The 25795-nt window shown below is 42.7% G+C and carries 19 protein-coding genes and 1 pseudogene; 11 read left to right on the top strand and 9 right to left on the bottom strand.

Features of this window, described 5'->3' with window-relative positions; translation table 11 throughout:
* Positions 1-509: glycerophosphodiester phosphodiesterase family protein (locus tag NO992_RS22670; RefSeq protein WP_371380643.1), on the bottom strand; the 509-nt coding region annotated here is incomplete at its 3' end.
* 113 nt (positions 510-622) lie between these two features.
* Complete coding sequence (locus NO992_RS22665; RefSeq protein WP_371380641.1) at positions 623-1528, bottom strand: hypothetical protein; 906 nt, start codon at positions 1526-1528, stop codon at positions 623-625.
* A gap of 184 nt (positions 1529-1712) precedes the next feature.
* Between NO992_RS22665 and NO992_RS22660 the strand changes: the two genes are divergently transcribed.
* Complete coding sequence (locus NO992_RS22660; protein WP_371380639.1) at positions 1713-2684, top strand: transposase; 972 nt, start codon at positions 1713-1715, stop codon at positions 2682-2684.
* A gap of 370 nt (positions 2685-3054) precedes the next feature.
* Here the strand turns inward: NO992_RS22660 and NO992_RS22655 are convergent, their stop codons facing one another.
* Together NO992_RS22655 and NO992_RS22650 are read right to left on the bottom strand one after the other, a co-directional pair.
* Entirely contained in the window at positions 3055-3510 is a 456-nt protein-coding gene (locus NO992_RS22655; protein WP_193522654.1) for a hypothetical protein, read from the bottom strand.
* 124 nt (positions 3511-3634) lie between these two features.
* Entirely contained in the window at positions 3635-3910 is a 276-nt protein-coding gene (locus NO992_RS22650; RefSeq protein WP_371380637.1) for a hypothetical protein, read from the bottom strand.
* Positions 3911-4167: 257 nt separating this feature from the next.
* Between NO992_RS22650 and NO992_RS22645 the strand changes: the two are divergent.
* A pseudogene (locus tag NO992_RS22645) lies at positions 4168-4658 on the top strand (phage integrase N-terminal SAM-like domain-containing protein).
* A gap of 127 nt (positions 4659-4785) precedes the next feature.
* Here NO992_RS22645 and NO992_RS22640 read toward each other — a convergent pair.
* Positions 4786-5394, bottom strand: a complete 609-nt coding sequence (locus tag NO992_RS22640; RefSeq protein WP_088532039.1) for a DUF2057 domain-containing protein — start codon at positions 5392-5394, stop codon at positions 4786-4788.
* Positions 5395-5567: 173 nt separating this feature from the next.
* On the opposite strand from NO992_RS22640, the gene NO992_RS22635 reads away from it, so the two are divergent.
* From NO992_RS22635 to NO992_RS22615, 5 genes are all read left to right on the top strand, one after another.
* Positions 5568-5939, top strand: a complete 372-nt coding sequence (locus tag NO992_RS22635) for a histidine triad nucleotide-binding protein (protein WP_371380635.1) — start codon at positions 5568-5570, stop codon at positions 5937-5939.
* 228 nt (positions 5940-6167) lie between these two features.
* Complete coding sequence (locus tag NO992_RS22630; RefSeq protein WP_010376437.1) at positions 6168-6824, top strand: helix-turn-helix transcriptional regulator; 657 nt, start codon at positions 6168-6170, stop codon at positions 6822-6824.
* Positions 6825-6976: 152 nt separating this feature from the next.
* Entirely contained in the window at positions 6977-9136 is a 2160-nt protein-coding gene (locus NO992_RS22625) for an ATP-binding protein (RefSeq protein WP_371380645.1), read from the top strand.
* A 132-nt stretch (positions 9137-9268) separates the two neighbouring features.
* Positions 9269-12607: an amidohydrolase family protein gene (locus tag NO992_RS22620; protein WP_253107684.1), complete on the top strand. Its 3339-nt coding sequence runs from the start codon at positions 9269-9271 to the stop codon at positions 12605-12607.
* A gap of 143 nt (positions 12608-12750) precedes the next feature.
* Positions 12751-16053 carry a methyl-accepting chemotaxis protein gene (locus tag NO992_RS22615; protein WP_371380632.1) on the top strand — a complete coding sequence of 1101 codons (3303 nt, stop codon included), beginning with the start codon at positions 12751-12753 and terminating at the stop codon, positions 16051-16053.
* A gap of 76 nt (positions 16054-16129) precedes the next feature.
* On the opposite strand, the gene NO992_RS22610 is transcribed toward NO992_RS22615, so the two are convergent.
* A complete protein-coding gene (locus tag NO992_RS22610) occupies positions 16130-16900 on the bottom strand; it encodes an amidohydrolase (protein WP_371380630.1) in 771 nt (256 codons plus the stop codon).
* The gene (locus tag NO992_RS22605; RefSeq protein WP_371380628.1) at positions 16888-18027 is read right to left on the bottom strand and encodes a methionine aminotransferase; all 1140 of its coding nucleotides are present in this window, start codon (positions 18025-18027) and stop codon (positions 16888-16890) included. The genes NO992_RS22610 and NO992_RS22605 overlap by 13 nt, the downstream gene beginning before the upstream one ends.
* A 102-nt stretch (positions 18028-18129) precedes the next feature.
* On the opposite strand from NO992_RS22605, the gene NO992_RS22600 reads away from it, so the two are divergent.
* The 3 genes from NO992_RS22600 to NO992_RS22590 are packed head-to-tail and all read left to right on the top strand — an operon-like array spanning position 18130 to position 19966.
* Positions 18130-18744: a methylthioribulose 1-phosphate dehydratase gene (locus tag NO992_RS22600; protein ID WP_017218345.1), complete on the top strand. Its 615-nt coding sequence runs from the start codon at positions 18130-18132 to the stop codon at positions 18742-18744.
* Positions 18741-19427, top strand: a complete 687-nt coding sequence (mtnC, locus tag NO992_RS22595; RefSeq protein WP_371380626.1) for an acireductone synthase — start codon at positions 18741-18743, stop codon at positions 19425-19427. The genes NO992_RS22600 and mtnC overlap by 4 nt, the downstream gene beginning before the upstream one ends.
* Positions 19424-19966 carry an acireductone dioxygenase gene (locus tag NO992_RS22590; protein ID WP_371380624.1) on the top strand — a complete coding sequence of 181 codons (543 nt, stop codon included), beginning with the start codon at positions 19424-19426 and terminating at the stop codon, positions 19964-19966. The genes mtnC and NO992_RS22590 overlap by 4 nt, the downstream gene beginning before the upstream one ends.
* Before the next feature lie 23 nt (positions 19967-19989).
* Here the strand turns inward: NO992_RS22590 and NO992_RS22585 are convergent, their stop codons facing one another.
* Positions 19990-20385, bottom strand: coding sequence for a hypothetical protein (locus tag NO992_RS22585; RefSeq protein WP_371380622.1), 396 nt, complete (start codon positions 20383-20385; stop codon positions 19990-19992).
* A 199-nt stretch (positions 20386-20584) separates the two neighbouring features.
* On the opposite strand from NO992_RS22585, the gene NO992_RS22580 reads away from it, so the two are divergent.
* Positions 20585-22729 (top strand): winged helix-turn-helix domain-containing protein, encoded by a 2145-nt coding sequence (locus NO992_RS22580; protein ID WP_371380620.1) that lies wholly within the window; start codon positions 20585-20587, stop codon positions 22727-22729.
* 153 nt (positions 22730-22882) lie between these two features.
* On the opposite strand, the gene NO992_RS22575 is transcribed toward NO992_RS22580, so the two are convergent.
* Complete coding sequence (locus tag NO992_RS22575; RefSeq protein WP_371380618.1) at positions 22883-25699, bottom strand: M16 family metallopeptidase; 2817 nt, start codon at positions 25697-25699, stop codon at positions 22883-22885.
* Between the last annotated feature and the right edge of the window lie 96 nt (positions 25700-25795).

Here is a 25795-nt window from a genome sequence, read left to right as displayed (position 1 = left end):
TTTAACCAAAACTCATGCTTTGGATACCGTTTATAAAACGCCTCTAACTTAGAAATCCCAAAACCTTTTCCTCTAAATGGGAATGTCGCACCATCATCAAACGTATATCCATATCCTGCATCAATACTTTTCAACTGCTCAAATGATGTTTTATGTATCGGCCCAGACCCGTTTGTAGCACAATCTAACGTCCAGTCATGAAAAACAACCAGTTGATCATCACGAGTCCTGTGAACATTTAGATGAATTACGTTCGCTCCGGCTGCAACGGAAGAAGCTACAGCTTCTAGTGTGTTCTCAACAGAATTGATGTTTGATGCTTTTATTGAAAGGGCGGTACAGCCAGTTTTCTTTAGTTTTTCATAATTAACCGCGCTTCCGCCTCCTCGATAGGCCACGATCTCGCCATGTCGCTGTAGGTCAGGAACGAACACATAAGCGTTAACAACTCCTAGTGTGATTATGCAAGATAGTGCGATCAAAAACGTCTTAACTATTTTTATAAACATTTATTACCTGAATCCTTGATAGATGCTCGATGAAAGCTAACGGCGCGCTAAGTGGTGAGCAACGCTACCTACCACCCAATCTAAACCATTGTGCCGTAAACACTAAAGCTGAATCAAACCGAAAACTCCAAGCGTTCGGAATCCGTCTTAAACGCTTTGTTAGGTATTTTTTCTCGTTGATTTTTTGGGAACCGTTTATATTCTTTATCTAAAAACTCCAAAAGATCAATTAAAGTGTTTTGCACTGGTATTAGTCTATTTCGTTCATATGTATTTTCATTAATGTAACGTTCAACTTTGCTTTTTAGCTGATTTATTAATAATTCATCTTCATTTTCCAATATTTTTAAAAACTTAGCATAGCCAATACATACGTACTTTCCACGACTTTGTTCCATCATTAGCTCACCAATCCCTCGTTGCTCGCCACTCCAAATCATTAATGGGTCATCAAACTGTCCCCGATCCCCATGCCACAACCCAATCATTTTGTCATTGATTTTTGAGAATTCTTTTGTTTTGCTAGGGGCATCCATTTCAATAAATTGAATCTCTCTTTTAATTATTTCTATCCATGCAAAATATTGTGCTATTACAAATACAGTATTGTTTATTAGGTAATTTTTCTCACTGCCATCACCAATTCCCTTAACAAAGTACAAATCTATGACTCTATTTGATACAAGATTGTAAATTCTGCTCTGTAGTTCATATGCCGCGTGCAATAAGGGAGCTTTATAGTTTTGCATTATCATTTCTAACTCAAATGACCGATCACTATCCTTACTCTCTTGAGCTAACCTAGCCTTGATTCGCTCAAGTTCTTCATTATTATTCTTTAGTAACGTTGCCTTATAGCCTTCTATAGCTTCACTATTGTCTAACTGTAGCTTCGCTTTATGATCCTCAAGATCTTTCTTAAAACGGTTATCAACTAGCACCTTTGACAAATAAACTAATATTGGGACAGCGAGTACCGACGATGCTATTGCTGTTACCAATATATTTAAAATTTCCATTGATTCCTCGTTGTTAATTTGTACCTAACGCCAAATTAAGGTTTGAACAACGCTAACACCTTACCTAGCGCGTTGTGCCATAAACACTAGGGATTAAATCGCTGACACCCACCACTAATTTGCACCTTCCTAAGATACCGCCTACGCTTTAATTTTGCACTCAAAGGATTGAGGAAACCAAACTATGGCTACTGCCCGTAAAAAACAAATTAGTTTAACCGACACCAAATATTATCACTGTATCTCCCGCTGTGTAAGGCGTGCTTTTCTCTGCGGTGAAGATAAATTTACTGGCAAATCATACGAACACCGCCGGGATTGGGTTGAAGAAAAGTTATTGATGTTGGGCTCCGTGTTTTGTATTGATGTCTGTGCTTATGCTGTGATGAGTAATCACACCCACATTGTTTTATATGTTGATGATAAAAAGGCTAAGCGCCTATCGGATAAAGCGATTGTGATACGGTGGCACAAGTTGTTTAAAGGTAATTGGATAAGCCAAAAGTTTATTAAAGATGAGCCTCTCAATGAGTCGGAGCAGTTGATACTTGATGAGCATGTCGCCAAGTACAGGGAGAGACTCGCAGATATTAGCTGGTTTATGCGGGTGCTTAACGAAGACATCGCCCGTCGAGCAAATAAAGAAGATAATTGTACAGGTCGGTTTTGGGAAGGACGGTTTAAGTCACAAGCATTACTAGACGAGGCAGCACTGGCTGCGTGCCTCGCTTACGTAGACCTAAACCCAATTAGAGCCAAAATTGCCGCAACGCCTGAAACCTCAGACTACACCAGCATCAAAAAACGCATCGACTACGCTAAACAGGGCAAACAACCAAAAAGCCTACTACGCTTTGCTGGCAGCCCACGAAAACATGTGCCTAAAGGCCTACCTTTTGAACTCAAGTCCTATATTGAATTAGTTGAGCTCACGGGCAAATGCATTCGAGTCGATAAACGCGGGTATATCAATGAAGCACAACCGATTCTTACTCGACTCAATATAGAACCTGAGAACTGGATAAAACTCACCACGCAATTTTCTCGGGTATTTCATGGTGCAGTGGGCCGAGAACGGACAATAACCGCTTACTGTGAAACACTGCAAAAAAGACGGCGGACAAACCTAACAAACTGCGAGCGTTTGTTGGCTTAGTAAAACTCACATTCTCAACGCTAGAATTTCTTATTTCTGTATTTACAGCGCTTTGTCGTGCACGATAACTCGGTTTTGATGTAGAGATACGCCTAGGCGATAAAAATTAGCCTATCGATGAACGTTTTTGACCAAAATTATTGGAGCGTTTACATGCTTTTTTACTTCACTTCCTCAGCTTTGATGTTAATAGTGATGGATGTCACTTATTTTTACCGATAAAATAACAATTAGAGAAATTAATATGGTGCGTAACATCTAAACTCCTTTAGGGGTATAACGCCGCAAATAAACGGCAAAAATAGTAGGCTAAAATAAGCGACGAAGGAGCGCAAGCCTACTGTTTTGCCTCCACGGTTTAATTAATTTGTTATAGCGCCTCTTCCGATGCGTGCATTACCGTTAATACTTTTGATAATACGTCAGGAATACCCGAACCATCTAAGTAACTAATATTGCTAATGCGACTTGTAGTTTCATGGAACAATTCGTGAAATGAACTTTGTTTTTCAATTATCACAGAGGGCAGTTCATAGCCATTTTCATTGAATTGGTCTGCCGTAATATCAATGATATAACCATTACAATGCAACCATGCATGGGATTGGTTGGAATTTTCACCTAGTCCATTCCCACAGACATATTCACTATCTAAACCCTTATGCTGCAATAAATACAAACCGAGTAAGTCGGTTGCATCTCCACAGCAACCACTTGGGAAGCCAGAAGAATGATAAAAACTAGTCGTGCTATCAAAGTCTGATTTGTCAAAACTAGCCAAAATATCCCTAATTTGATGGATCTCTTTTTTAACTTCTTTATTCAAGCGAAACTCCAATACTGGCTTGCGCTATAACTTTTACTTAACGGGCATAAACACAGCGTTACAATCGCGAAGCGGCGCTGTGTTTATGTCCCAGCCCGCCCCTGCGGGCGTGTCTAAGTTTTTGTTAGGGTTTTAGTTTTTTAGTGCACCAAAATGCTGAAACTAAACCGGCTAACCAACCTAGCCCCCATAAAACTTTTATAATTATCAATGTAAGATTATCTGCTACACCAGCCAAGTCTTTTGCAGATTCGGGTTCTGGGAAAACAAAGAGGACAAAAATAATTCCTAAAGCAAAAGAAGCAATACCACCAATGGCTGAATCTTTGCTTATTGCCCAAACTACAACTTGAGCTAGCGCGCCCAGTAAAAATGAATAAAGAACAAACTCGTTTAACATACAGCTTACTTCCTGTTTAGATTGAAACCCTAACAATTTAATATCGACCCAATGGGTCGTTTTTCTACCGAGTCATGGGTCATTATTCTTATTGTACCAGCTTTATCACAATAACTAACTTGTTGCTACAGATATATTTTTAATCATTATAGAAATTATGAAAAGGATAAGAACGACCCAGTGAGTCGGTTTCTTGACTATAGAAGAAACACAAAAAACACTGTGTATAAATACAGCAATTAGTTGGAACTAACTCAATGAGAACTCGTTCACCATTTTTAAACCACATCGCCGAGTTTATGCTGACTAAGCAATATTCGCTCAGAACCGTTGATACATATCTTAAGTGGATTTCTTCCTATATTCATTTTCATGATAAGCGTCACCCAGCTTCAATGGGCGATAACGAGGTTGTCGAATATCTCAACTACCTTGTACTTAAACGTAATGTGTCGCCTAAAAAACAAGCGCCAGCGTTAAATGCATTATCTTTTCTGTATAAGCAAATAATTAAACAGGAGTAAGAAAAGCGGTTAAAGAGGCAGCCAAAAAAGCACAAATAACAAAACCTATAACGCCCCACACTTTTAGACATTCATTTGCTACTCATTTACTACAAAGTGGTGCAGATATCAGAACCGTGCAAGCTCAACTTGGTCATTCCGATGTGAAGACAACGCAAATATATACTCATGTTTTACAGCTAGGCGCAAACGGTGTTGTTAGCCCTTTGAGCAAAATTTTCTAGCTTGTTATAGGCCAAAAACGAGTTACGCCTGTGGGTTCGTTTCTGACTCATACACAACGGTGATATTTGATTGAGCCCTGTTAGTAAAGACTAACAGATCACATTAAGACGTATTCAGATAAAGGGCTTAATTGCCCTTTATTTTTTCCAAAAACAACCGTTTTTGTTCTGGGGTTGCTTGTTGCCACCAATAGTCCAACATACCAACCACATCTGGATGTGCTGATTTAGGCGCCGCTGGCGTAACGGCTCGTGTGGTAGTACTTGGCGTTGAATAACGTGGTGCAGTGGGTGTTGAAGGCTCACTTGCTATCGCTTCCGTTACTCTTGGTCTTTCTTGTGTCACTACCAATGTTGTCGCTAACGATTCATTGGGTGCTTGCAACATAATCAATGGCTGATCTGCAAATGCCTTTGCCGCAACCACATTGTCAGGACGGTTAAATTCAACCTGATACTCGCCGTCTTGATCGATACTTACTTTCGCCCAGAATGGCTTCGACTCTATGGTTTCGTGGTCGTCATAGCCCACTTCATACAAGTCGGTGTAACGCATTTTGACCGCATACTCCCCTTTGGCTAAGTCCAACTCTCGCACTTTGGAGAAGAATGAGTGTTCAATGGTTTTATCATCAACTTGCAAGGGAATAATTTCTTCAGGAAAACTTAGCAACGCAGCCTGTGAAAGCGGTGACAACAGTAAAACAGCGGTCGCAAGCGTATATTTTAAGCGCATCTATTCACTCCTTCGTGAGTACCAAATCATTATACCTTGATGAGATTACTGCATACCTGCTTATATCTCTACCCTTTTAATTGATGCGCAGTGGGATAACGCATCAAATCTATTGAGTCTCCTTGAGAGTTAGTTATGCTAGAGCAATTCAATATGCCAGATAAGGAAGGACCATGAGTTCAGAAACTATTTTTACCAAACTTATTAATCGAGAAATCCCTGCAGACATCGTTTACGAAGATGAACAAGCACTCGCGTTTAGAGATATTAATCCACAAGCACCATTTCACGTCTTAGTTATTCCTAAAACAGCAATTGCGACCATCAATGACGTGACGGAAGAAAATGCTCATCTTGTTGGTCATTTATATGTTGTTGCAGCCAAATTAGCGAAAGAGCACGGCTTTGCAGAAGATGGTTATCGCGTAGTGATGAACTGTAATGATCACGGTGGTCAAACCGTATATCATCTTCATCTACATGTATTAGCTGGAAAAGAAATGGGCTGGCCGCCTTATCAAAATACGAAAAAAGTACCAGTTTAGATTATTCTCTGTTAAGCAATGTAAATGAGTAAGTTATTAGCGAAAATCGTTAAAAGCTTACTTATTTCAACAAATTACATTTAAATACATATTCTGTACATAATTTCGAGTTATTATTTCACTTTGTTATATAGCGGATTTCTCTATCTTGTACTAAAAATTCTAATACAAAAGGTCTGAATCCCATGTTAGCATTGAGAAATCGGAAAAATTAGAGTGTGTCCTAAAATGAGCAGTAGTGCTTTTTTGTTATTAGATAAAGAACCGGTTAACACCATTGGTATCAATGTGTTACAACCTTTGTTAAAAACCCAAGGGTTGGATGTTACGACTGGAACTGATATCTCAGATGTGCCTGAAGGCACTCGATTACTTTTCATCGAAACCGCTGTGAACGATTCTTGGGGTAAATTAAAAGAACAACTAGTCAACCTCAAAGTCAAATGCGATATCGTACTATTCAACTTAGATGAAAACCCAGAGCTGGCCAATCGAGCGCTGCTAAGCGGGATTCGTGGTGTCTTCTACACGACAGATAATGCCGACGTGCTAATGAAAGGGATCCGTTTGTTGCTTGAAGATCAACTGTGGTATCGCCGTGACGTGATGTGTAATGTATTAAATCGCATGCTGCAATTTAATAAAGATGCATTACATAAACTAACCGAAGGTGATATCGAGCCTGTGAAACTCACTAAGCGAGAAAAAGCAATTATCGCGCTGATGAGTAAAGGTGCGAAAAACAAAGAGATCGCTGAAGAGCTAAATATCAGTCCACATACGGTGAAAACGCATTTGTACAGTGCATTTCGTAAAACCAAATGTCGTAACCGTATCGAACTCCTTTCGTGGGCTCAGCAGAATATTCCTGACGAGATCCGCTAAGCTTCATCTGTCTTTAACCTGCTGACGCAAGTTGGCGGGTGAAAGACAGCGCTGACATCGCGATATCAGGGCTTCAGCTTCATACAGGCTTTACTGCCTTGGCGAATACCTCTATGCTAAGTTTTTTCGCAACTGAAAGCAGCCTTAGGTACATGCTCGACCCAAAAACCCTCTACCTAACTAGTCTCGTCATGACGGCAATGATGGCGCTCCTTACCTTTTTAACGTGGCGAGCAAATAAAAGCACACCCGGAACGCTGCTCTATATTTTTTACCCTTTGGTTTTGCTCTGTGCGATTTCTTCCTTTGCATTACACGGCTATTTTGACAACTGGGAAACTATTCCCATTGCTAATACCTTGCTGTTTGCGGCTTCCATTATCCACTGCATGGCGATAAGGCAATTTTTAGGGGTTAAAGGCCCATCCTTTAAAGTGTTTCTCGGCGTTACTGCAGGGCTCTTCATTTTGTTGATGTACAGCAGTATTTTCTCTCCAAACTTGAGAGATAGGATCCTTATCTCGGACTTACAGCACTTAGCAGAAGCGACACTGCTACTCTATTTTTTTAGCCGCTTTGCAAGAAAGAAATACCCTAACGGCAGCATAGTCTATATCACCATTTTACTTATTATATTGGTGATATTTAGCGGTAGAACTTTGTTGATGGGAGATGTTACACATTTCACACTTTTCAAAGAAAATTGGTTTACCATCACTATCTTTTTTAATGGCGTCCTTGCCCCTATTTTTTATGCCACGGGCATGGCGCTGCTATGTAACGAGCAAAGAGAACAAAACCTAAATAAACTGGCATTAAAGGCACAACAAGACCTTGAACTGCGCGGCATGTTTTTATCAACGATCAGTCATGAGATACGAACTCCGCTTAACGGTATCTTGGGCAGCGCCCAACTTGTATTGGGACGCACCAGAGATAGTCGCAACAAGGCCTACTGTGAGGCCATCGTAAACTCTGCTGAATCGCTAAACTTACTGATTGATAAAGTACTAGACTACGCCAGTTTGGAGCAAAGTGATGAAGCCTTGTACGAAGAGGACGTTGAGCTTAGAAGTTGGCTACAAAACCTTTGCTTATTGTTAAGCCCGCTTGCTGAGCAAAAGAAGCTACACTTTGAACTGGTGTACGAACTGCCCGATCAGGTGTGCTATTACTTTGACCAACAAAAGCTGAGACAAATTCTTATCAACCTTGTTGGTAATGCCATTAAGTTCACCGATAAAGGAGAAGTAAAACTCAAAGTTGAGATTTTAAAAGACCAACAAATTGAACATAAAGTGCGTTTTAGTATCACGGACTCAGGGCCAGGTATTGATAGTGAAGATATTAATAAGCTGACCGAGCCGTACGTACAAAGTAGTGCAGGTAAAGTTAAGGGTGGTACGGGCTTGGGTCTTGCCATCACCAGTCGCCTACTCAACCGTCTGAATTCACAGCTAGATATTCAAAGCGAGCTTAACAAAGGTAGTACATTTAGTTTTGATTTACTGCTAAACATTGGTGAACTGAGCTTAGTGGAGCAGCGCCCGCAGCACGATAACTGTATCACCGGTCTGAAAGTACTGTTGGTAGAAGACCTAGATCTCAACCAAAAAATCGCTATTGAGTTTATGGCTGAAGATGAGCATAAGGTTAAATTGGCAACCAATGGTAAAAGCGCCATCGAGATGCTAATACAACACCATTTCGATGTGGTGTTGTTAGACATGAACCTACCCGATCTTTCTGGGCAAGAAGTATTAAAGCAGCTACAAAATTGTGAGCATAAAAACAAACGAACCCCTTTCCTAGCCTTTACTGCCAGCCTCAGTCCAGACGAGGTAAAAGAATACTTGGCACTCGGCATTCGCGATATTGTTGGCAAACCGATAAAACAAGAAAAATTACGCCAAGCGCTTAGCGAGTCACAGTCTCCTAAAAAAGCCAATGTGAGCGTGGAATTGCCCGATACCCTGTACGATGAAACGGCTGTAAACGCCCTAAAATCTGGATTTAGTGAAGATGAAGTCTCTTCGATTTACAACGAGTTTGTGTTGTCGGCTCGTAATAAACTCATCCATATTCAGCAGCTATTAGAGCAAGATGAAGATCAATGTATCAGACAGCTTCATCGTCAAGCCAGCACCGCCTTACAACTTGGATTTAATCGCTATGGCTCAAACTTGAAAAAAGCAGAGCGCCGCTTATTGGATGGCAAATCCTGCCATGATGAGCTCACAGAAGCCATGACGCTATGGCAAGACAGTCTCGCGGCATATCTCCACTTCGTTCGTAAAGAGGCAATGGGTTAAGCGCCATTAAACGCATGTTGTTCGACATCATAATAAAACTTGTTCATGCTTAGTGAGCATTTACATTAACGCTAATTTAACCGAGGCAAACCGCTCGCCTTGGGCAATAACTATAAAATTAAGGGAACATCTATGTCATTTTTTAAATCACCATTAGCCATTGCTATTGGTGCTGCTGTAATTGGTTTGGCTCAGCCAGCCAGCGCTGATGATGCCGTGACAGCCACGCAAACAGAAGAGAAGTCAACCAAAGGCTGGGATGTGCTCAACCCACCAGGTGAAAAGCAAACCATCACCATCGATACCAACGAAACCACATGGAGTAACTTAGATGTTAGTCCTGATGGTAAAAGCATCGTCTTTGATATGCTTGGCGACCTTTACATCATGCCAATTGGCGGTGGTAAAGCAACAGCCTTAACATCCGACATGGGCTGGAACATTCAACCTAAGTTTTCGCCTGATGGTAAACACATCGCATTTATCTCTGACCGCGCAGGTGGCGATAATCTGTGGGTGATGGACGTAGATGGCCAAAACCTGCGTCAGGTGTCAAAAGAAGTGAATAATATTGTTCACAACCCTGCATGGTCGCCTGATGGTCAATACATTGCAGTTAAGCAAGGTCAAGTAACGGGGCGTACCATCCCAGGTGGCTCTATTCGTATGTATCACATCAGCGGTGGTAAAGGCGTGCTGGTCCGTGAGCGTCTACATGGTGCAAAATCGCAAAAGAACGTTGCAGAACCCGCTTTTTCTCACGATGGCAAGAAAATCTATTACTCAGTTGATGCGACCTCTGGTGTGCGCTGGGAATATAACAAAAACTCGCTCGACGCTGTTTTCGAAATTCGTAGTTGGGATTTAGCAACCGGTGAAGAAGAGACCGTGATCCGTGGTGCTGGCGGTGCTATTCGCCCAACCATCAGTCCTGATGGTAAATCTATTGCGTTTGTTAAACGCGAAGATAACGGCAATGAAATGATCGGTGCTTTATATATTAAAGATCTACACTCAGGCGTCGAAACTCGTGTTTATGCTGGCCTTGATCGCGACTTACAAGAAGCCAATGGCGCACATGGTAACACACCTTCTTTTGCTTACACGCCGGATGGTAAATCCCTCGTTTTTTGGGCGAAAGGGGTATTCAACCGCGTCAATATCGCATCACATGAGGTCAACGTCATCCCTACTCGCGTTGTCGCTGAAAAACAAATCACACCGGCACTACGCTTTGCGGTAGATGTCGCGCCCGACACCTTTAAAGTCAAACTCGCACGCTGGTCTCAAATTTCTCCTGATGGTGAAACTGCACTATTCCAAGCGCTTGGCTACCTTTACGTAAAAGACATTGCGTCAGGCAAAGTAAAACGCCTCACTAAGCAAACCGACCACTTTGAGTTCTACCCAAGCTATTCTCGCGATGGCAAGTCTATTGTTTACACAACTTGGAGTGATAAAGACTTAGGCGCAATACGTGTTGTATCTGCAAACGGTGGTAAAGGTAAAGTGATCACCCAAGAACCTGGTCACTATATCTCACCAAGCTTTTCACCAAATGGTAAAAACGTGCTATTTAAAAAGGTAACCGGTGGCTACTTGCTAAGCGGTGACTGGTCAATGCATCCAGGTATTTATCTAGTTAATGCTAACGGCGGTGAGGCAAAACGCATTATTAAAAGCGGTGACAATCCGCATTTTGGAGCAGACTCTGAGCGCATTTACTTCTCCACCATGAGTGATGAAACACATCGCGAACTGAAAAGTGTTAACCTCAATGGTCAAGAAGAACGTAGCCACTTCAAAGGTGATTACGTCTTTGACTTTAAAGTCTCTCCAAATGGTCAATACGTTGCGTTTATCGAGCATTTCAATACGTTTGTTGCACCTTTTACCAGTACAGGTAAAACCTTATCCATTAACAAGGGTGAGAAAGCTTTCCCAGTTAAGCAAGTATCAAAGTACTCTGGTGATTTCCTAAATTGGAAAGCGGACAGCAGCGCGCTAACTTGGGCATTTGGTCCCACACTTTATCAGCGCAAACTGACTGACACTTTCGCTTTCGTCGATGGTGCATCTGACAACACCGATGAGCTAACCGCTGAAGGCATCGACTTGAGTTTTGAGCAAAAAGCAGATAAGCCTGAAGGTATGATTGCGCTAGTTGGCGGTAAAGTAGTGACCATGCGTAACGCTGAGAACGAACAAGAAATCATCGACAATGGTGTGATCCTAATTAAAGAGAATCGCATCGTTGCAGTCGGTAAGCAAGGTGAACTAGACGTTCCTAGCACAGCAAAAGTGATGGATATTAGCGGTAAAACCGTGATCCCAGGCCTTATCGATGCCCACGCACATGGTAGTTACGGTAGCTATAACCTACAGCCACAGCAAAACTGGAATCAGTATTCTAATCTTAGCTTTGGTGTGACGACTATCCATGATCCATCAAATAACTCTGCCGAGGTATTTTCTATGGCAGAACTACAAAGAACGGGTTTAACGGTCGCGCCACGTACCTATTCTGTTGGACGTATTTTATATGCTGGCCACGCGCCGGGTTATAAAACACCAATCAGTAACCTTGAAGACGCAGAGTTCCACGTTAAACGCCTAAAAGACGCTGGCGCTATTTCAGTGAAGAGTTACAACCACCCTCGCCGTGAGACACGTCAGCAAGTATTGGAAGCGGCGAAGAACATGGAAATCATGGTTGTGCCTGAAGGTGGTTCAAAATTCCAACACAACATGAACATGATAGTCGATGGTCATACCGGTGTTGAACATGCCCTGCCGATCCCGAATATTTACTCTGATATCGAACAAATGTGGGGACAAACAAATGTTGGCTTTACACCAACTTTTGTTGTTGCCTATGGTGGTATCTCTGGCGAAGAATACTGGTATCAACACACGAATGTGTGGGAAAACGAGCGCTTAATGAGCTTCGTTCCTGAGTATGTGGTAAAACCAAGATCAATTCGTCCAAGCAAAGCACCTGAACGTCACTATAACCATATCAATGTCGCCAAAACCGCAAAACAGCTTCGCGATAAGGGTGTGACTGTGCACATTGGTGCTCACGGCCAGCGTGAAGGTCTAGCCGCACATTGGGAGTTATGGTCTATGGCACAAGGCGGCTTTACACCTTGGCAGGCGCTTCGCAGCGGTACAATCGACGGCGCAAGATATCTAGGTATGGACCGTGACCTTGGTACGATCGAACAAGGAAAACTCGCCGATCTTGCCATCATCGATGGTGATGTGCTGTCTAACATCCGTGATTCAGAGAAAGTTGCCTACACCGTGATCAATGGCCGTGTCTACGATGCGGCAACCATGAATGAAATCGGCAACTATGACAATAAACGTCAGCCTTTCTTCTTCGAAAATGGCGCGCAAACCCAAATGCACCCAGCAACTGCTGAGTATATGGAAGAAAAAGCCCATACCTATCATTGGAAGCACTAATACGTAGCACGATTGAAGCGTGAAACGTTAAGTTTACAAACCCGGCTATCTAGATAGCCGGGTTTTTTATTTTTTTGTCTAGATCTTAATCAATACTGTTCTATGCTGTTATAGGTACTTCCATAGCAACAGGGAATTAGGTTATGTCTGGGTTTTCGCAATTTTTTAACTCTCTTAATTTAACTAAAAAGCTGATTTTTGCATTTCTAATCGTCGCGCTCGTGCCGTTGATAGTAATTATTTCCATCGCACTTAATACCGCATCGAATGCCATGACAGCGCAAGTATATTCACAACTTGGTGCCGTTAGTGAGATCAAAAAAAGCGCGGTTAATCGTTACTTTAAGACCGTTGAGGATAAACTCGATGCCTTTACGGCAAACCCATTACTTCCTGTGATTGCACAAGAGTTTATTACCAGCTTTCCTAGCGCTCAGGCCGATATTAACTATGCCAAATTATCGCGATTTTATGATGAAGTGTTCGTACCTAAATTCAATCAAGAAAACCCCGAAGATACGAGCACAGCAAGGCTAATTGGTAACATTTCAGAGTCTGGGCTTGCGCTGCAAACACGTTACTTAGCAAGCAACCCCTACCCTGTTGGTGAAAAGTACAAATTTATTGAAACCGGTCACTTAGATAGTTATGACCTTGCACACCGCAGTTACCATCCATATATGCTCAATATCGCCGACATTTATGAGTTTTACGATATCTTTATCATCGATCCAAGTAATGGAAATGTTGTCTATTCTGTATTTAAAGAAGTTGATTTTGCTACATCACTGGAATCGGGTCCCTATGCCAATAGTAATCTAGCTTCTCTTTATCGAGAACTGAAGGACTCAACGGATCCGACAATCAGCGCTTTTGCAGACTACAAACAATATCTCCCCTCCTATAATGCACCCGCTAGTTTTATCGCCAAACCTATCGTGGTGAATGGCCAAACCGTTGCAATTGTAGCTGCACAGCTATCTATTGATGCCATCAATGCCATTATGACCGAGCGTGAAGGCTTAGGAGAAAGTGGTGAAACCTACCTAGTCGGCCCCGAGGGTTTGATGCGTTCAGACTCATTCTTAGATCTACAACATCATTCCGTGGTGAATTCATTTCGATACCCTGAACGCGGCAAGGTAGCCACGCTTGCAGTCTCTCAAGCATTAAATAATCAATCTGGACAACAGGTTATAGAAGACTACAACGGCGAAGCCGTGTTATCTGCCTATACACCAGTGGAAGTTTTTAATACCCGTTGGGCACTGCTTGCCGAAATTGACGAAGCGGAAGCATTTGCTTCTATCACCTCGCTCTCTCAATACCTGATGATTATTTTAGCGGTCACTATAGTATTAGTACTGATCGTCGCCTACTGGTTCTCAAAAACGCTTACCAAACCTGTTCACGAGTTGGTAGAAACCATGAAATCAGTTGAACAGGAAGGCAACTTTTCATTGCGAGCGCCCATTCGTAGTCATGATGAAATAGGCAACAGTGCACAGGCATTTAATTCACTACTGGATGCCTTACAGCTTTCTATTACAGAGGCTAATCGCGTCATGAATCAAATGGCCTCGGGCAAGTTTGACGACCGCATCAAAGTACCGTGCCGGGGCGAGCTAGAAACCCTAAAAGAAGCCACTAACCACTGTGCCAATACGTTAAGTCGAGCGATTTCTGAGCTGAATGAAATTTCGATTGATATGGCAAATGGTCGCTTCGATACCAAACTTAATGCCCCCATGTCAGGCGATTTAGAAAAGCTCAAAAATAATATTAACGATTCTTTGGCATCGATTAATTCGACTATGAACGGTATTGTTCATGTGATGACCAATATTGAGCAAGGTAACTTTAAGGAGCAAGTCACCGTACCCGCTAAAGGAAAACTAGCGCAACTTAAAGATTCGGTAAATAATTCCGTACGCAGCCTTAGCAGTGCGATTGACGGTATCAGCACGATTATGTCTGCACTACGCCAAGGCGACTTTTCTGCGCAACTCGATGCTCCACTCGCAGGCCAATTAGATACCTTAAAACAAGATATCAACTCCAGCATGGCAAACCTAGACAGAGTAATGAAAGAAATAGGCACTGTGATGGCTGGCGTCAGCAACGGCGACTTTAAACAACAAGTGGACGTAGCAGCAACGGGTCAGCTCGCGCAACTTAAAGATAATATCAATGCTTCTGTGACCGCCATTGATGTTGCTATCTCGGAAATCTCTACGGTGATGATGGCTATTAGCCATGGTCGATTTGACCGCACCATTCAATCTGCGATGTCTGGCCAGCTCGATAATCTCAAAGGTGACATTAACCGCTCGGTCGAGAACCTCAATCAAGTCATTGAAGAACTCGGCAGCGTAATGGGCGCAATGTCCGAAGGAGACTTTAGTCAAAAAATAGAGTTGCCACTACAAGGTCAACTGCAACAGCTTAAAGAGAATGTAAATGACTCGACCTTACAGGTCTCAGGGGCTATCTCCGAAGTCAGCAGTGTGTTGGCTAACGTTGCTCAAGGTGACTTAAGTAATCAAGTAAAGGGGGAATATTTTGGCGTGTTTAAGTCTCTTCAGAATGACACCAATACCACAATTAAAAAACTCACCAGTGTAATCGAAGGGATCCAAGCCGCAGCAAATTATGTTGCTCAAAGTGCCGGTGAAATAGCGGCGAGTAACACTGAAATCAGCCAACGCACAGAGGAACAAGCAGCAAACTTAGAAGAAGCCAGTGCCAGCACCGGCAATATGTTGGACGAACTCACTAAGGTTTCAAACCAATCTGGTGATGCCGTAGGACTGGCAACAAACGCAGAAAACATAGCCAAAGAAGGAGGCAGTTTATCTGCCCAAACCGTAGCCGCAATAATTGAAGTGAACAAAGCCAGTAAAGACATTAATGAGATTGTATCGGTGATTGATGGACTTGCGTTTCAAACCAACCTGCTGGCACTAAATGCTGCCGTTGAAGCGGCACGAGCGGGAGAAAATGGTCGCGGCTTTGCAGTCGTTGCAAACGAAGTACGAGAGCTGGCAGGGCGTAGTGCCGCTTCTGCAAAGCAAATCAAAGAAATTATCTCAAACAGTAATCAAAAGGTAGAGCAAGGGACTGAACTTGCCAATAGTTCCGGTGAAAAGCTGCAACAAATCGTTGGAGCCGTGAGCGATGTAAATAACAACATTATTAAAATCAATGAGTCGACTTCAATGCAACAACAAGCCATTAAAGAAGTGGATTTGGTGGTGCAAAGGCTAACGGATCTTATTCAAGAAAACTCTGCAATTACCGAAGAAACGATGGCAGCGGCGAGGCAAATGGCTGAGCAAGCCCATGAAATGCGCACCCAGTTGAGCTATTTCCGTTTATCAAAGAATGATTACAGCGCCACTGGCAGAGAAGGTGAATTGCTTGTGCATCAATATAATGCATCTTAGGGCCTGTTGAGTTTCGAGTTAGAGCATGCCCAACTAAGCTTTTTAGTTGGGCATGCTATGCATGTACCAATGTGTATTATGCCAGCGTAAATTTATCCGCATCGAGATGAGCAGGAAATTTAGCTTTGTACTGCTGCAAGTCGCTAAGTTTTAGCTTTACGGTAATAACCTCAGCTTGGTTGTCTACTGCCGAAACAATGCTATTACCATTGAAGTCAATCGCTTTAGTACCACCATTATGCGCAGTGCCATACCCATCTTCACCTACGCGATTTACCGCGAGCACAAAGCACTGATTCTCGATTGCACGAGCAGCCAGTAAAGTATCCCAATGATTTCGGCGTGCCGCTGGCCAGTTTGCAATATTAATCATAACCTCATAATCGTTCTGATTACGCTGAAATACTGGGAAACGTAAGTCATAGCAGATCTGCGGTAGGAATTTAATGCCTCTTAATTCGAACACTTCACGGTGCTCACCAGCAACGACAAAATCGCCCTCATTACCCAAACAGAATAAGTGCCTTTTGTCATAATGAAGTATCTTTCCATCCGGCTGGCACCACACCATACGGTTGGCCTTTTTATCTCCTTGCGGAACCAGTACGCTGCCCGCTACAACAGCCTGAAAGCGCTGAGCACATTGCTGTAAAAACTCGATGGCTGCATCAGCATAGCGCTCAGCATCCGGCTCTTTTACGGCGAAGCCGGTAGCAAATGTTTCGGGTAGCAAAATTAAATCGCTTGGCTCGACATTTTCTAGCAAACGTTCAATATGGGTAAAGTTGGCCTCAGGTGAAAGCCACTGGATATCTGTTTGAACAAGGGTAACGGTTAAAGTTGACATAAGCGTTTTGCAGCCTCTTCTAATGTCTGGTTTTCCTTAGCAAAGCACAATCGTATGACCTTGTCTTCAGGTGCTTGTTGGTAAAAAACGCTGAGTGGCACTGCCGCAACCCCAACCTCTTCCACCAGATAGCGACAAAAGGCAACATCATCAAGCTCAGAAATTTCACTGTAATCCAAAAGCAAAAAATAAGTCCCTTCACTTGGTAATAGCGTAAATCGGCTTGACGCTAACGCCTTAACCAGAACATCGCGCTTTTGTTGATAAAATCCACTCAGCTCATCAACGTGCTCAGGGTGTTCAGCAAGCATATCAGCCAATGCAAGTTGTGCCGGAGTGAAGCTTGAGAACGTTACATACTGATGGATCTTTCTAAATTCAACAGTCATTTGCTTTGGCGCTACACAGTAACCCATTTTCCAGCCTGTACTATGAAAGGTTTTACCAAAACTAGAGATCACAAACGCACGCTCAAACAATGCAGGATCAGTTAATGCGCTCAGATGGGGCAAACCATCAAAGGTAATATGCTCGTATACTTCATCACTGATCAATAACAAGTCATGCTGATTGAGCAGCTGTTTCAGTTGCTCTAAATCTGACGGCTTCAGCGTTTTAGCCGATGGGTTATGCGGTGTATTGATGATAATAGCACGGGTATTTGGGTTGATACTCGCTGCGACTTGTTGCCAATCAATTTGGTAATGCGGCGCAGTCAACGCAATATGCACGGCTTTCCCGCCAGCAAGTTCAATTGCAGGCTCATAAGAGTCGTAAGCCGGATCGAATACAATAACTTCGTCCCCTTCAGATACTATTGCCTGAATTGCCACGAAGAGTGCTTCCGTTGCGCCCGAGGTCACCGTGATCTGTTCTTGTCCTGAAACACTCACCTGATAACGACGTTCAATTAATGCCGCAACTTGTGCTTGCAAGCTCGGTACGCCAGCAGAAGGCGAATACTGGTTTTGACCTTCACCAACATAGTGGCTAAGTTGCGATTTTAGGTAATCAGGCGCATCAAACTCCGGAAAGCCTTGCGATAAGTTGATCGCACCATGCTCGTTCGCTAATGCCGTCATTTGGCTAAATATACTAATTCCAACCTGAGGTAACTTACTTTTCACTGCAACACTCTCTTTCTTATGGTGCTAATCGTGAGTGGATGCTATCATTGCTCAAAATAGATGTATAGCCGTCCAAACGCATTTAATTTATAGGTGTTAACTATGCACACACAAGCCGCAAAACTTGCGCTTATCGACGCAGGAGCTTGGGTTGCTCAGCAAGGCTGGGTTCCCGCGACTGGTGGTAATTTCTCTATCAAAACAGACTCTGGCTTTGTTGTCACGGCCAGCGGCTTTGATAAAGGTAAATTAACACCAGAACAATTTCTGGAATTAGACTCCACAGGCACCATCATTGCCGGTAGTGGCAAGCCTTCAGCCGAAACTGCATTGCACCTAAAATTATATGAATTATGCGTGGGTGCACAGTGTATATTACACACGCATTCCGTAGCTGCGACTGTGTTATCGCGATTTATTCAAGGCGAGCAATTTCAGATCTGTGGTTATGAAATGCAAAAGTCACTGTCTGGCATTCAATCGCATGAAGAAACCTTATCCATTGCTATTTTTGATAACGATCAGGATATAGAGCGGCTAGCACAGCGCGTGGCGCAATCTCATCAAACTACACCGGTTATACACGGTGTATTGATCCGAGGTCACGGGTTATATGCAGTGGGCCGTACAGTGCAAGAAACTCGTCGTCATATTGAGGGCTTAGAGTTTTTATTTGCCTGCGAATTAGAACGCATTAAATTGGAGGGGCGCCAATGATCAAAGCCATTTTAACAGATATTGAAGGGACAATTACCCGTATCTCATTTGTTAAAGAGATACTATTCCCGTATGCCGCTGCGCATTTACCGCAATTTATTCGCGACCATCAGCATGACACCGCCGTTGCCGAGCAAATTAGTGCCGTCAGAGCAGAATTGGATAATGCCAACGCTGATATTGATACCGTGATTGCCGCACTACTTGAGTGGATCGCCGCAGATAAAAAAATCACGCCATTAAAACAGCTACAGGGTCTCGTTTGGCAGTTTGGCTATACAAACGGCGATTTTACCGGACATTTATATGAAGATGCCTACCAGTTTTTAACACAACAAAAAGCGGATGGTCGCAATCTCTACGTGTATTCCTCGGGTTCAGTGAAAGCGCAGCAGCTGCTTTTTGCCTACTCAGACTATGGTGATATTCGCCCACTATTTAGCGACTACTTTGATACTAAAGTGGGTGCCAAGCAGGAAGTCTCGTCGTATCAGAATATTATTGCAGCCCTACCGTACGAAGCAGAGCAAATCCTCTTTTTAAGCGATATTATTGCCGAGCTAGACGCAGCAAAGGCCGCTGGTATGCACACATTACAGCTGTTTAGAGATGCACAAGCAACATCACCTGAACATCCAGTTATATCAAGCTTTGACCATTTTGATGAAGGGGCATTTTCATGAGTCAACTGACTATCTACCAGGTACAGAATCCAAGCCAAGCTTTACAACAAGAGCAAGACGCAAACATCATCGCATCTTTGCTCGCAGAGCAAGGCGTACGCTTTGAACAATGGCAGGCCAACACCGATATCACAGCTGAAATGTCACAAGACGACATTATTAATGCCTACCTGAGCGATATTGAAAGATTAAAGACGCAAGGCGGCTATCAAACTGTCGACGTGATTTCACTTGCAAAGGGCAACCCTAGTGCCTCGGAGTTGCGACAAAAGTTTCTTTTTGAGCATACTCATAGCGAAGATGAAGTACGTTTTTTTGTTAAAGGACAAGGGCTATTCTGCTTACACTTAAACGATAAGGTTTACCAAGTTTTATGTCAGCAAGGTGACCTAATCTCAGTACCAGAAAATACGCCTCATTGGTTCGATATGGGTAGCGATCCAGAATTTACCGCCATTCGCCTATTCAATAATCAAGAGGGTTGGGTTGCAAAAAGCACGGACTCTGAAATTGCGAAACAGTTTCCATTACTTGATTAATCCGAGTCTGAATACTCACAGTGTTAACGAAGCGCTGTGAGTGCTTGCTTACTCATGTTAGGCTCACAACCTTCAACAAAATACACACCGATATGGTTATCACGATAAGCGTGATTATATTTACCGAAAAAATCTGCTTGAAACTTAAACCCAGCGCCGTCCAACTGAATCAAAAGCTTGTTCACCACATCCCACGACATTGTCAGTGGTGAAAAAAGCAGAGTATTTGTGTGCATGCCGATTGGAATTTCGGCCTCAGAGGGCGATATAACTAAGCTACCTGTAGCATCGATAAACAATTGTTCAAACACCTGAGGGGGACAACTTGCAACTATATGGATATAGGTTTTTTGCGGGTGAATAGAGTGGCAACTGCATAAGGCCAGTACAACCACACCAATAATGAACCATCCCTTCATTAGCGACTTTCCTTACTTCAAAATCCCCATAGTAGAACAGCTTGTCCCCAAAAATAAAATGAAGATTTTGTGACCATGTAATAACAGAAAACTGTTAATTTCTAAGGATATAAGTAATAACAGCTGAATATTATTTTGAAATCTTTGATAATATCGAAATTTGTATATCCGCCTTTCTGATTACTAATTTGGTATTTTCATGGTTCTTGAAGCAACACACTCAAAGTATATTGATATAGGATGTTGGCAACTTAATACGGCAACACAAACCATCAACAACAAACACGAGCGCAAAGAACTTGAGCCTCTACTGTTTAAAACGCTGATGTACCTTATTAACAACCAAGAGCGGATCATAACGCGGCAGGAACTTGCTGAGCATGTTTGGCAACTTGATTTTGTCGACGACAATACAATTAACCGAGTCATTTTCGAGCTAAGGAAACAGTTAGCGTGTGACCTGCAACCTCAGCCAATGATAAAAACCCATTATCGCAAAGGCTACAGCTTTGCGATACCAACTCCTGAACCGACTGAGTTACCTGGTAAAATATCTGACACCACTGCAACCAGTGAAGCGAGCAAGTCTTACCGAGTGCGAATATTCTGTGGCACCTTAATTGTACTCACCGCTTTGATCAGCGCACTATATTTTGCAACAAAACAAACTTTTCAGATGGAAAATACGACTCAACCACAGCCTTCCGCTGAGGTTTTTCATAACCAAATACTCTCTTGGTATCGAGGCCATCATGGCAAACTGTTTAACTCACCGGATCAACGCTACCTAGCTTATAATTTTAAAGCCGACACCAATGAAGTTGGGGCTTTAGGAGAAGTAAGACTAATGGATCTTACCACCCAACATGAAAGAGCACTCAGCTTACCGAGCGGTAGTAGCATTTTAGGTTGGTCGGCTGACAGTACATGGATTTATTACTTACATCGCTCCGAAACTGAGGGGGAAAGCCCTATCTGCGAATACCGCCGCCACCAGCTATCTCTAAAAACAGGCGCTCATGATCAGTTACTCTTTGACTGTTCTGGCGGTCTAATTAGCGCACTGTTTGATTTTGGAAAAGACCGCCTAATATATAGCCGTAGGGGCTATTTAGATGTACCAAATCTAGGCGCTATTTATAGTTATGATCTGGAAAAGCAAAAAGAAATTAGGGTCACAACACCAAGTAATCATGGGTTTGGTGATCATCTACTAGCAATTATCCCTGAGTCGCACCAGCTGATTTTTACTCGTAATATCGGTGATAAAGTCGAGCTACTAGTAACCACTTCAACAGGGCAAAAGACCCTAAAATTGGCAGAGTTTCCGCATTTGCTATGGGCTGCGAACTGGAATGCCAAGCAAAAAAGTGTGCTGTGGTTTGATCACAACACCAGTGAGATCAAACGCTATTCCATGCAAAGTTTAACAGAGCAGCTGCCCGCCGTAAAAGTTGCGGTCGAACCCACCTCGTATATTTTGCCAATGTCAGAAAACCAATTGCTCATGACGACCTACGGCTACGACCATGACAGTTATGTCATCGATCTTAATACGGGTAAATCAACTCTCTTTGCCAAACCAAATATTTACGAAGTGATCATGGCTTACCTTGGAGATAATGAATTCGCCTACAATGATTCTATTTTCAAAAATGTGGAATCTTACGGGGTCATGCATATCGACTCAAGCCATCGATATTCGCCCATAGCAGCATTAAGCTCGGGCTACTCCATCATCGACTCAGATCCAAGCAATCGCCAGATTCTTGTCAAACATATCGCCAACAAACAAGCTGAAGTGAGAAAGTTAGAGTCTCTTGAAGTGCTATTCACTCTGCCCGATAATGAACAGAATGGTGGTACTCGGCTTGGCGGCAATAAGATTGCTCAACTGCGTGCCCACGAGATAACAGATGACAAAATCATTGAACTCGTTTTTCTGCATGACAAAATTAGCAAGACCATTACGGTTGACGATATCGTGAGTATTGATTGGTACGACGACCGTCATCTAGTTACCTTATCCAGTAACAGGGATATTTCGTTACTGAATACAGAAACTAATCAGGTAACCCCTTTGATTACTGGAGCCGAACTTGCAAAACGCATCGATAATGTAAAAGTAAGACCGATGATCACCGCCGCGAATGGTGCAATCTACCTCTATAATCGGCAATACGTATATGAGCTTGACGCAAACCAACAAATAACAAACATCTTAGATATCAAAGCCAGCGTGAATGCCGAATCTAGCATTTACTACCTCGATGCTCATGGTGACAAGTTACTGATTTCTTACCTCACGAGATATCACAATGAGATAAAGCTATATCACCGCTAAACAGGTAAAGCTTACCGAAGGACACACGTTCTTTTTTACTTAAGCCACTATAGTTGATCGATAATTGAGTTTCTTACTGACAGGTAGGTTTGCAACGGAAAGTGGCGAACTCTATAAGCTCGCCACGGTTGGGATCCTTTCTATTACACTAATCTACTGAATAGTTAATTGCTTTACAATGAAGCCTTTACCCTCAAGCTGCTTGCTTAGCGTGTTGGCGTCACCAACTACCACATAAGTCATCTCGGCTGGAGTAAAGTACTTGTTGGCCAGCTGATTAAGCTCCTTTTTGCCAACTGTTTCAATTATTTTAGCTCGGACATCAACAATATCAGCATCAACATTATGGGCATGCATCATCGCAAAGAAGTTTAATTTTGCCGCTGGTGTTTCGTATTTCAGCGCATCTCTTTGCGCGATTGAATTTCTTGTGAATTGAATTTCTTCATCAGTTAATCCGTACTCATTGATCTTGCTAAACTCTTGTTGGATTTCTGTCAGCGCATCAGCAACGTTCGCTGCATTAATTCCTGAAGCGAGAACAAACTGACCGGCATCACCATATCCAGAGAAGCGTCCTCCGATACCATATGTATATCCTTTGCTTTCACGCAGGTTTTGATTCACTCGACTGTTAAAGCTGCCGGAGAAGGCAAAGTTCATGATTTGACTTTTAAAGTGCTCCGTAGCTAAATCTTCCGCAGCGGCATGGCGTGCAACACGGATCTGTACCTGAGGTGCATTCTCTTTATGTACCAAATACACGATATTACTATCGAGGGCAGCAAATTTAGGAAGCGCCATGTCCAGCTCACCTTTTCCTTGCCACTGTGATAACGCACCAGTCAAGGCCGACATCAGTTTCGACTGTGCAACATCGGATACGATTGATAACTTACTACCTTGTGGAAGAATCTGCTGCGAATAAAACGATTTAACATCTGCAAGTTCAATAGTCGCAAGCTCAGCTTGAGACGGCAACCAAGGTTTACTATAGTTTCCTTCTTGATACATCACCTGAGATAATGCGCTATCTGCCAGAAATTTTGCGCTATCGCGTTCAGATTTACTATATTCTGAAACCATGCTTTTAACGCGAGCGAAGTCCGACTCCGAAAACTTTGGTTGTAACAACTTTTCTGACAAGATATCTAGTGTCGCGGTTAAGTTCTTACTTAATGTGGATAGCTTAATCTCAATATATTCAGACTTCGCTTCGAATGCGATCTCAGCACCTAATCTTGCCAATTGCTGTGCCAGCTCTGACGGCGTACTCTGTGTTGTAGCTTGACCCAACATTTCCACCGTTAACAGTGCGACCCCGGCTTTATTTTCAGGATCATATAAACGACCAGCAGGGATCTGAAGTAGCAATGTTGTGGTTGGCGTTTCGGTATCAAACGCTCCTAATACGCTTATGCCATTATCAGTTTTAACTTGCCATAAGTCTGGCAATGTAATTGCTTTTGCAACACCTGCCTGTGGTTTAATGCTGCGATCAAAACTATCAGTAATTGAGGCAAGTTGTACTTCGTCTCGTACTTCCTCGGTTGTTTTAGGCTCATAGAACTTCGGCGTATAATTGTCTAGTTGCGCGATAAGTTCTGGCTTTCCTTTTGGTACAATACTCAATACAACATTCGCTTTATTAGCGACATATTGCTCAAATACCCGTTTTATATCTCCAACTTTCAATGCTTTAACATTTGCAAGCTGTTGGGTTAGGAAACCAGGATTCTCATGGAAAGTCTCAAATTTAGCCAGCATAGAAACTTTACCCTCCACGCTCTGCAGCGCTCTCACAATCTCTGCTTCTCTTTTAGTGATAAAAAGATCAACATCTTCTTGGGTAATTCTATTTTGAATATAATCTGCAACTAACTCATCAATGCGCTTATCTAAGCTAGTCAGTGTCTCACCACTCACCGGATGAGGAAGTGCACCAAAAGCCATTTGACAAGATAGTTCAAAGCATTGATGCCATGCAAATGCCGCTACCGCTTTTTGTGTATCAACCAATTCGCGATATAACACTGAGCTTTCACCTTGCCCTGCAAAATAGCCAATCGCATCTAATGCTGCTTCGTCTTTATGCCCCATATAAACCGTTGGGTAGACTTTTCTAAGCATCGGTAGTGATACATTATCTTCATAAGAAACGTAACGAGACTCAGCTAATGTACCGGGTTGCTTTGCCGCATCAGAAACAACTTCCCCCTTTGGAATAGAGCCAAAGTATTTCTGCACTAGTGGTAAAACTTCATCTGGAGTTACTGCCCCACCAATTGTCAACGTCGCATTATTAGGCCCATACCAACGTTTGAAAAAGGCTTTCAAGTCATTTGAATTCGCACGATTTAAGTCAGACATATAGCCAATCGGCATCCATGAATAAGGATGGCCATAGTCATACAATGCCTGATGCAGCTTTTCAAAAGCCTGCCCATAAGGGACGTTGTCATATCGCATCATGCGCTCATTTTTTACCGCGGCGCGTTGTATCTCAAACTTTTCTTGAGTAATACCTTGAGCAAAGAATCCCATACGGTCTGCTTCTAACCAAAGCATCTTCTCCAATTGATTCACTGGTACTGTTTGGAAGTAATTTGTTCTATCTGTACTGGTTGTTGCATTTAACTTACCACCTGCTTCCGTCACTATTTTAAAGTGCTCTTCGTCAGCTACATGCTTTGATCCTTGGAACATCATATGCTCAAATAAATGTGCAAATCCTGACTTGCCCATTTCTTCACGTGCAGATCCAACATGGTAAGTCACATCTACATGAACTAATGGGTCTGAATGATCTTCATGAAGAATAACTGTCAAACCGTTATCAAGTTCAAACTTTTGATAAGCGATCCCAATATCACCGCCCTCAATGTTTTTTTGTTCCACTAATGTTGCACCAGCGTACTTTGACGCATCAGAAGATTGGAATTGACTACAACCGTTCAATGTTGCGGCCATTATGACTGCGATTGCGACTTCGCGAATTCAACTCCGAAGTGCACCACTCGCTAAATTAAGCTGCTTTACGTAATTCATTGAATACTACAGCAGGCT

It is taken from the genome of Pseudoalteromonas sp. DY56-GL79 (assembly GCF_041414765.1).
Taxonomy (GTDB): Bacteria; Pseudomonadota; Gammaproteobacteria; order Enterobacterales; family Alteromonadaceae; genus Pseudoalteromonas; species Pseudoalteromonas piscicida.
The sequence above is the reverse complement of the archived record's forward strand: the minus strand, read 5'-3'. Positions and strand labels throughout refer to the sequence as shown.

Bases quoted from the DNA above. Each gene is read 5' to 3' on its own strand.
- NO992_RS22665 (WP_371380641.1), bottom strand. From the start codon at position 1,528: ATGGAAATTTTAAATATATTGGTAACAGCAATAGCATCGTCGGTACTC.
- NO992_RS22660 (WP_371380639.1), top strand. From the start codon at position 1,713: ATGGCTACTGCCCGTAAAAAACAAATTAGTTTAACCGACACCAAATAT.
- NO992_RS22650 (WP_371380637.1), bottom strand. From the start codon at position 3,910: ATGTTAAACGAGTTTGTTCTTTATTCATTTTTACTGGGCGCGCTAGCT.
- NO992_RS22640 (WP_088532039.1), bottom strand. From the start codon at position 5,394: ATGCGCTTAAAATATACGCTTGCGACCGCTGTTTTACTGTTGTCACCG.
- NO992_RS22635 (WP_371380635.1), top strand. From the start codon at position 5,568: ATGAGTTCAGAAACTATTTTTACCAAACTTATTAATCGAGAAATCCCT.
- NO992_RS22630 (WP_010376437.1), top strand. From the start codon at position 6,168: ATGAGCAGTAGTGCTTTTTTGTTATTAGATAAAGAACCGGTTAACACC.
- NO992_RS22625 (WP_371380645.1), top strand. From the start codon at position 6,977: ATGCTCGACCCAAAAACCCTCTACCTAACTAGTCTCGTCATGACGGCA.
- NO992_RS22620 (WP_253107684.1), top strand. From the start codon at position 9,269: ATGTCATTTTTTAAATCACCATTAGCCATTGCTATTGGTGCTGCTGTA.
- NO992_RS22615 (WP_371380632.1), top strand. From the start codon at position 12,751: ATGTCTGGGTTTTCGCAATTTTTTAACTCTCTTAATTTAACTAAAAAG.
- NO992_RS22610 (WP_371380630.1), bottom strand. From the start codon at position 16,900: ATGTCAACTTTAACCGTTACCCTTGTTCAAACAGATATCCAGTGGCTT.
- NO992_RS22600 (WP_017218345.1), top strand. From the start codon at position 18,130: ATGCACACACAAGCCGCAAAACTTGCGCTTATCGACGCAGGAGCTTGG.
- mtnC (WP_371380626.1), top strand. From the start codon at position 18,741: ATGATCAAAGCCATTTTAACAGATATTGAAGGGACAATTACCCGTATC.
- NO992_RS22590 (WP_371380624.1), top strand. From the start codon at position 19,424: ATGAGTCAACTGACTATCTACCAGGTACAGAATCCAAGCCAAGCTTTA.
- NO992_RS22585 (WP_371380622.1), bottom strand. From the start codon at position 20,385: ATGAAGGGATGGTTCATTATTGGTGTGGTTGTACTGGCCTTATGCAGT.
- NO992_RS22580 (WP_371380620.1), top strand. From the start codon at position 20,585: ATGGTTCTTGAAGCAACACACTCAAAGTATATTGATATAGGATGTTGG.
- NO992_RS22575 (WP_371380618.1), bottom strand. From the start codon at position 25,699: ATGGCCGCAACATTGAACGGTTGTAGTCAATTCCAATCTTCTGATGCG.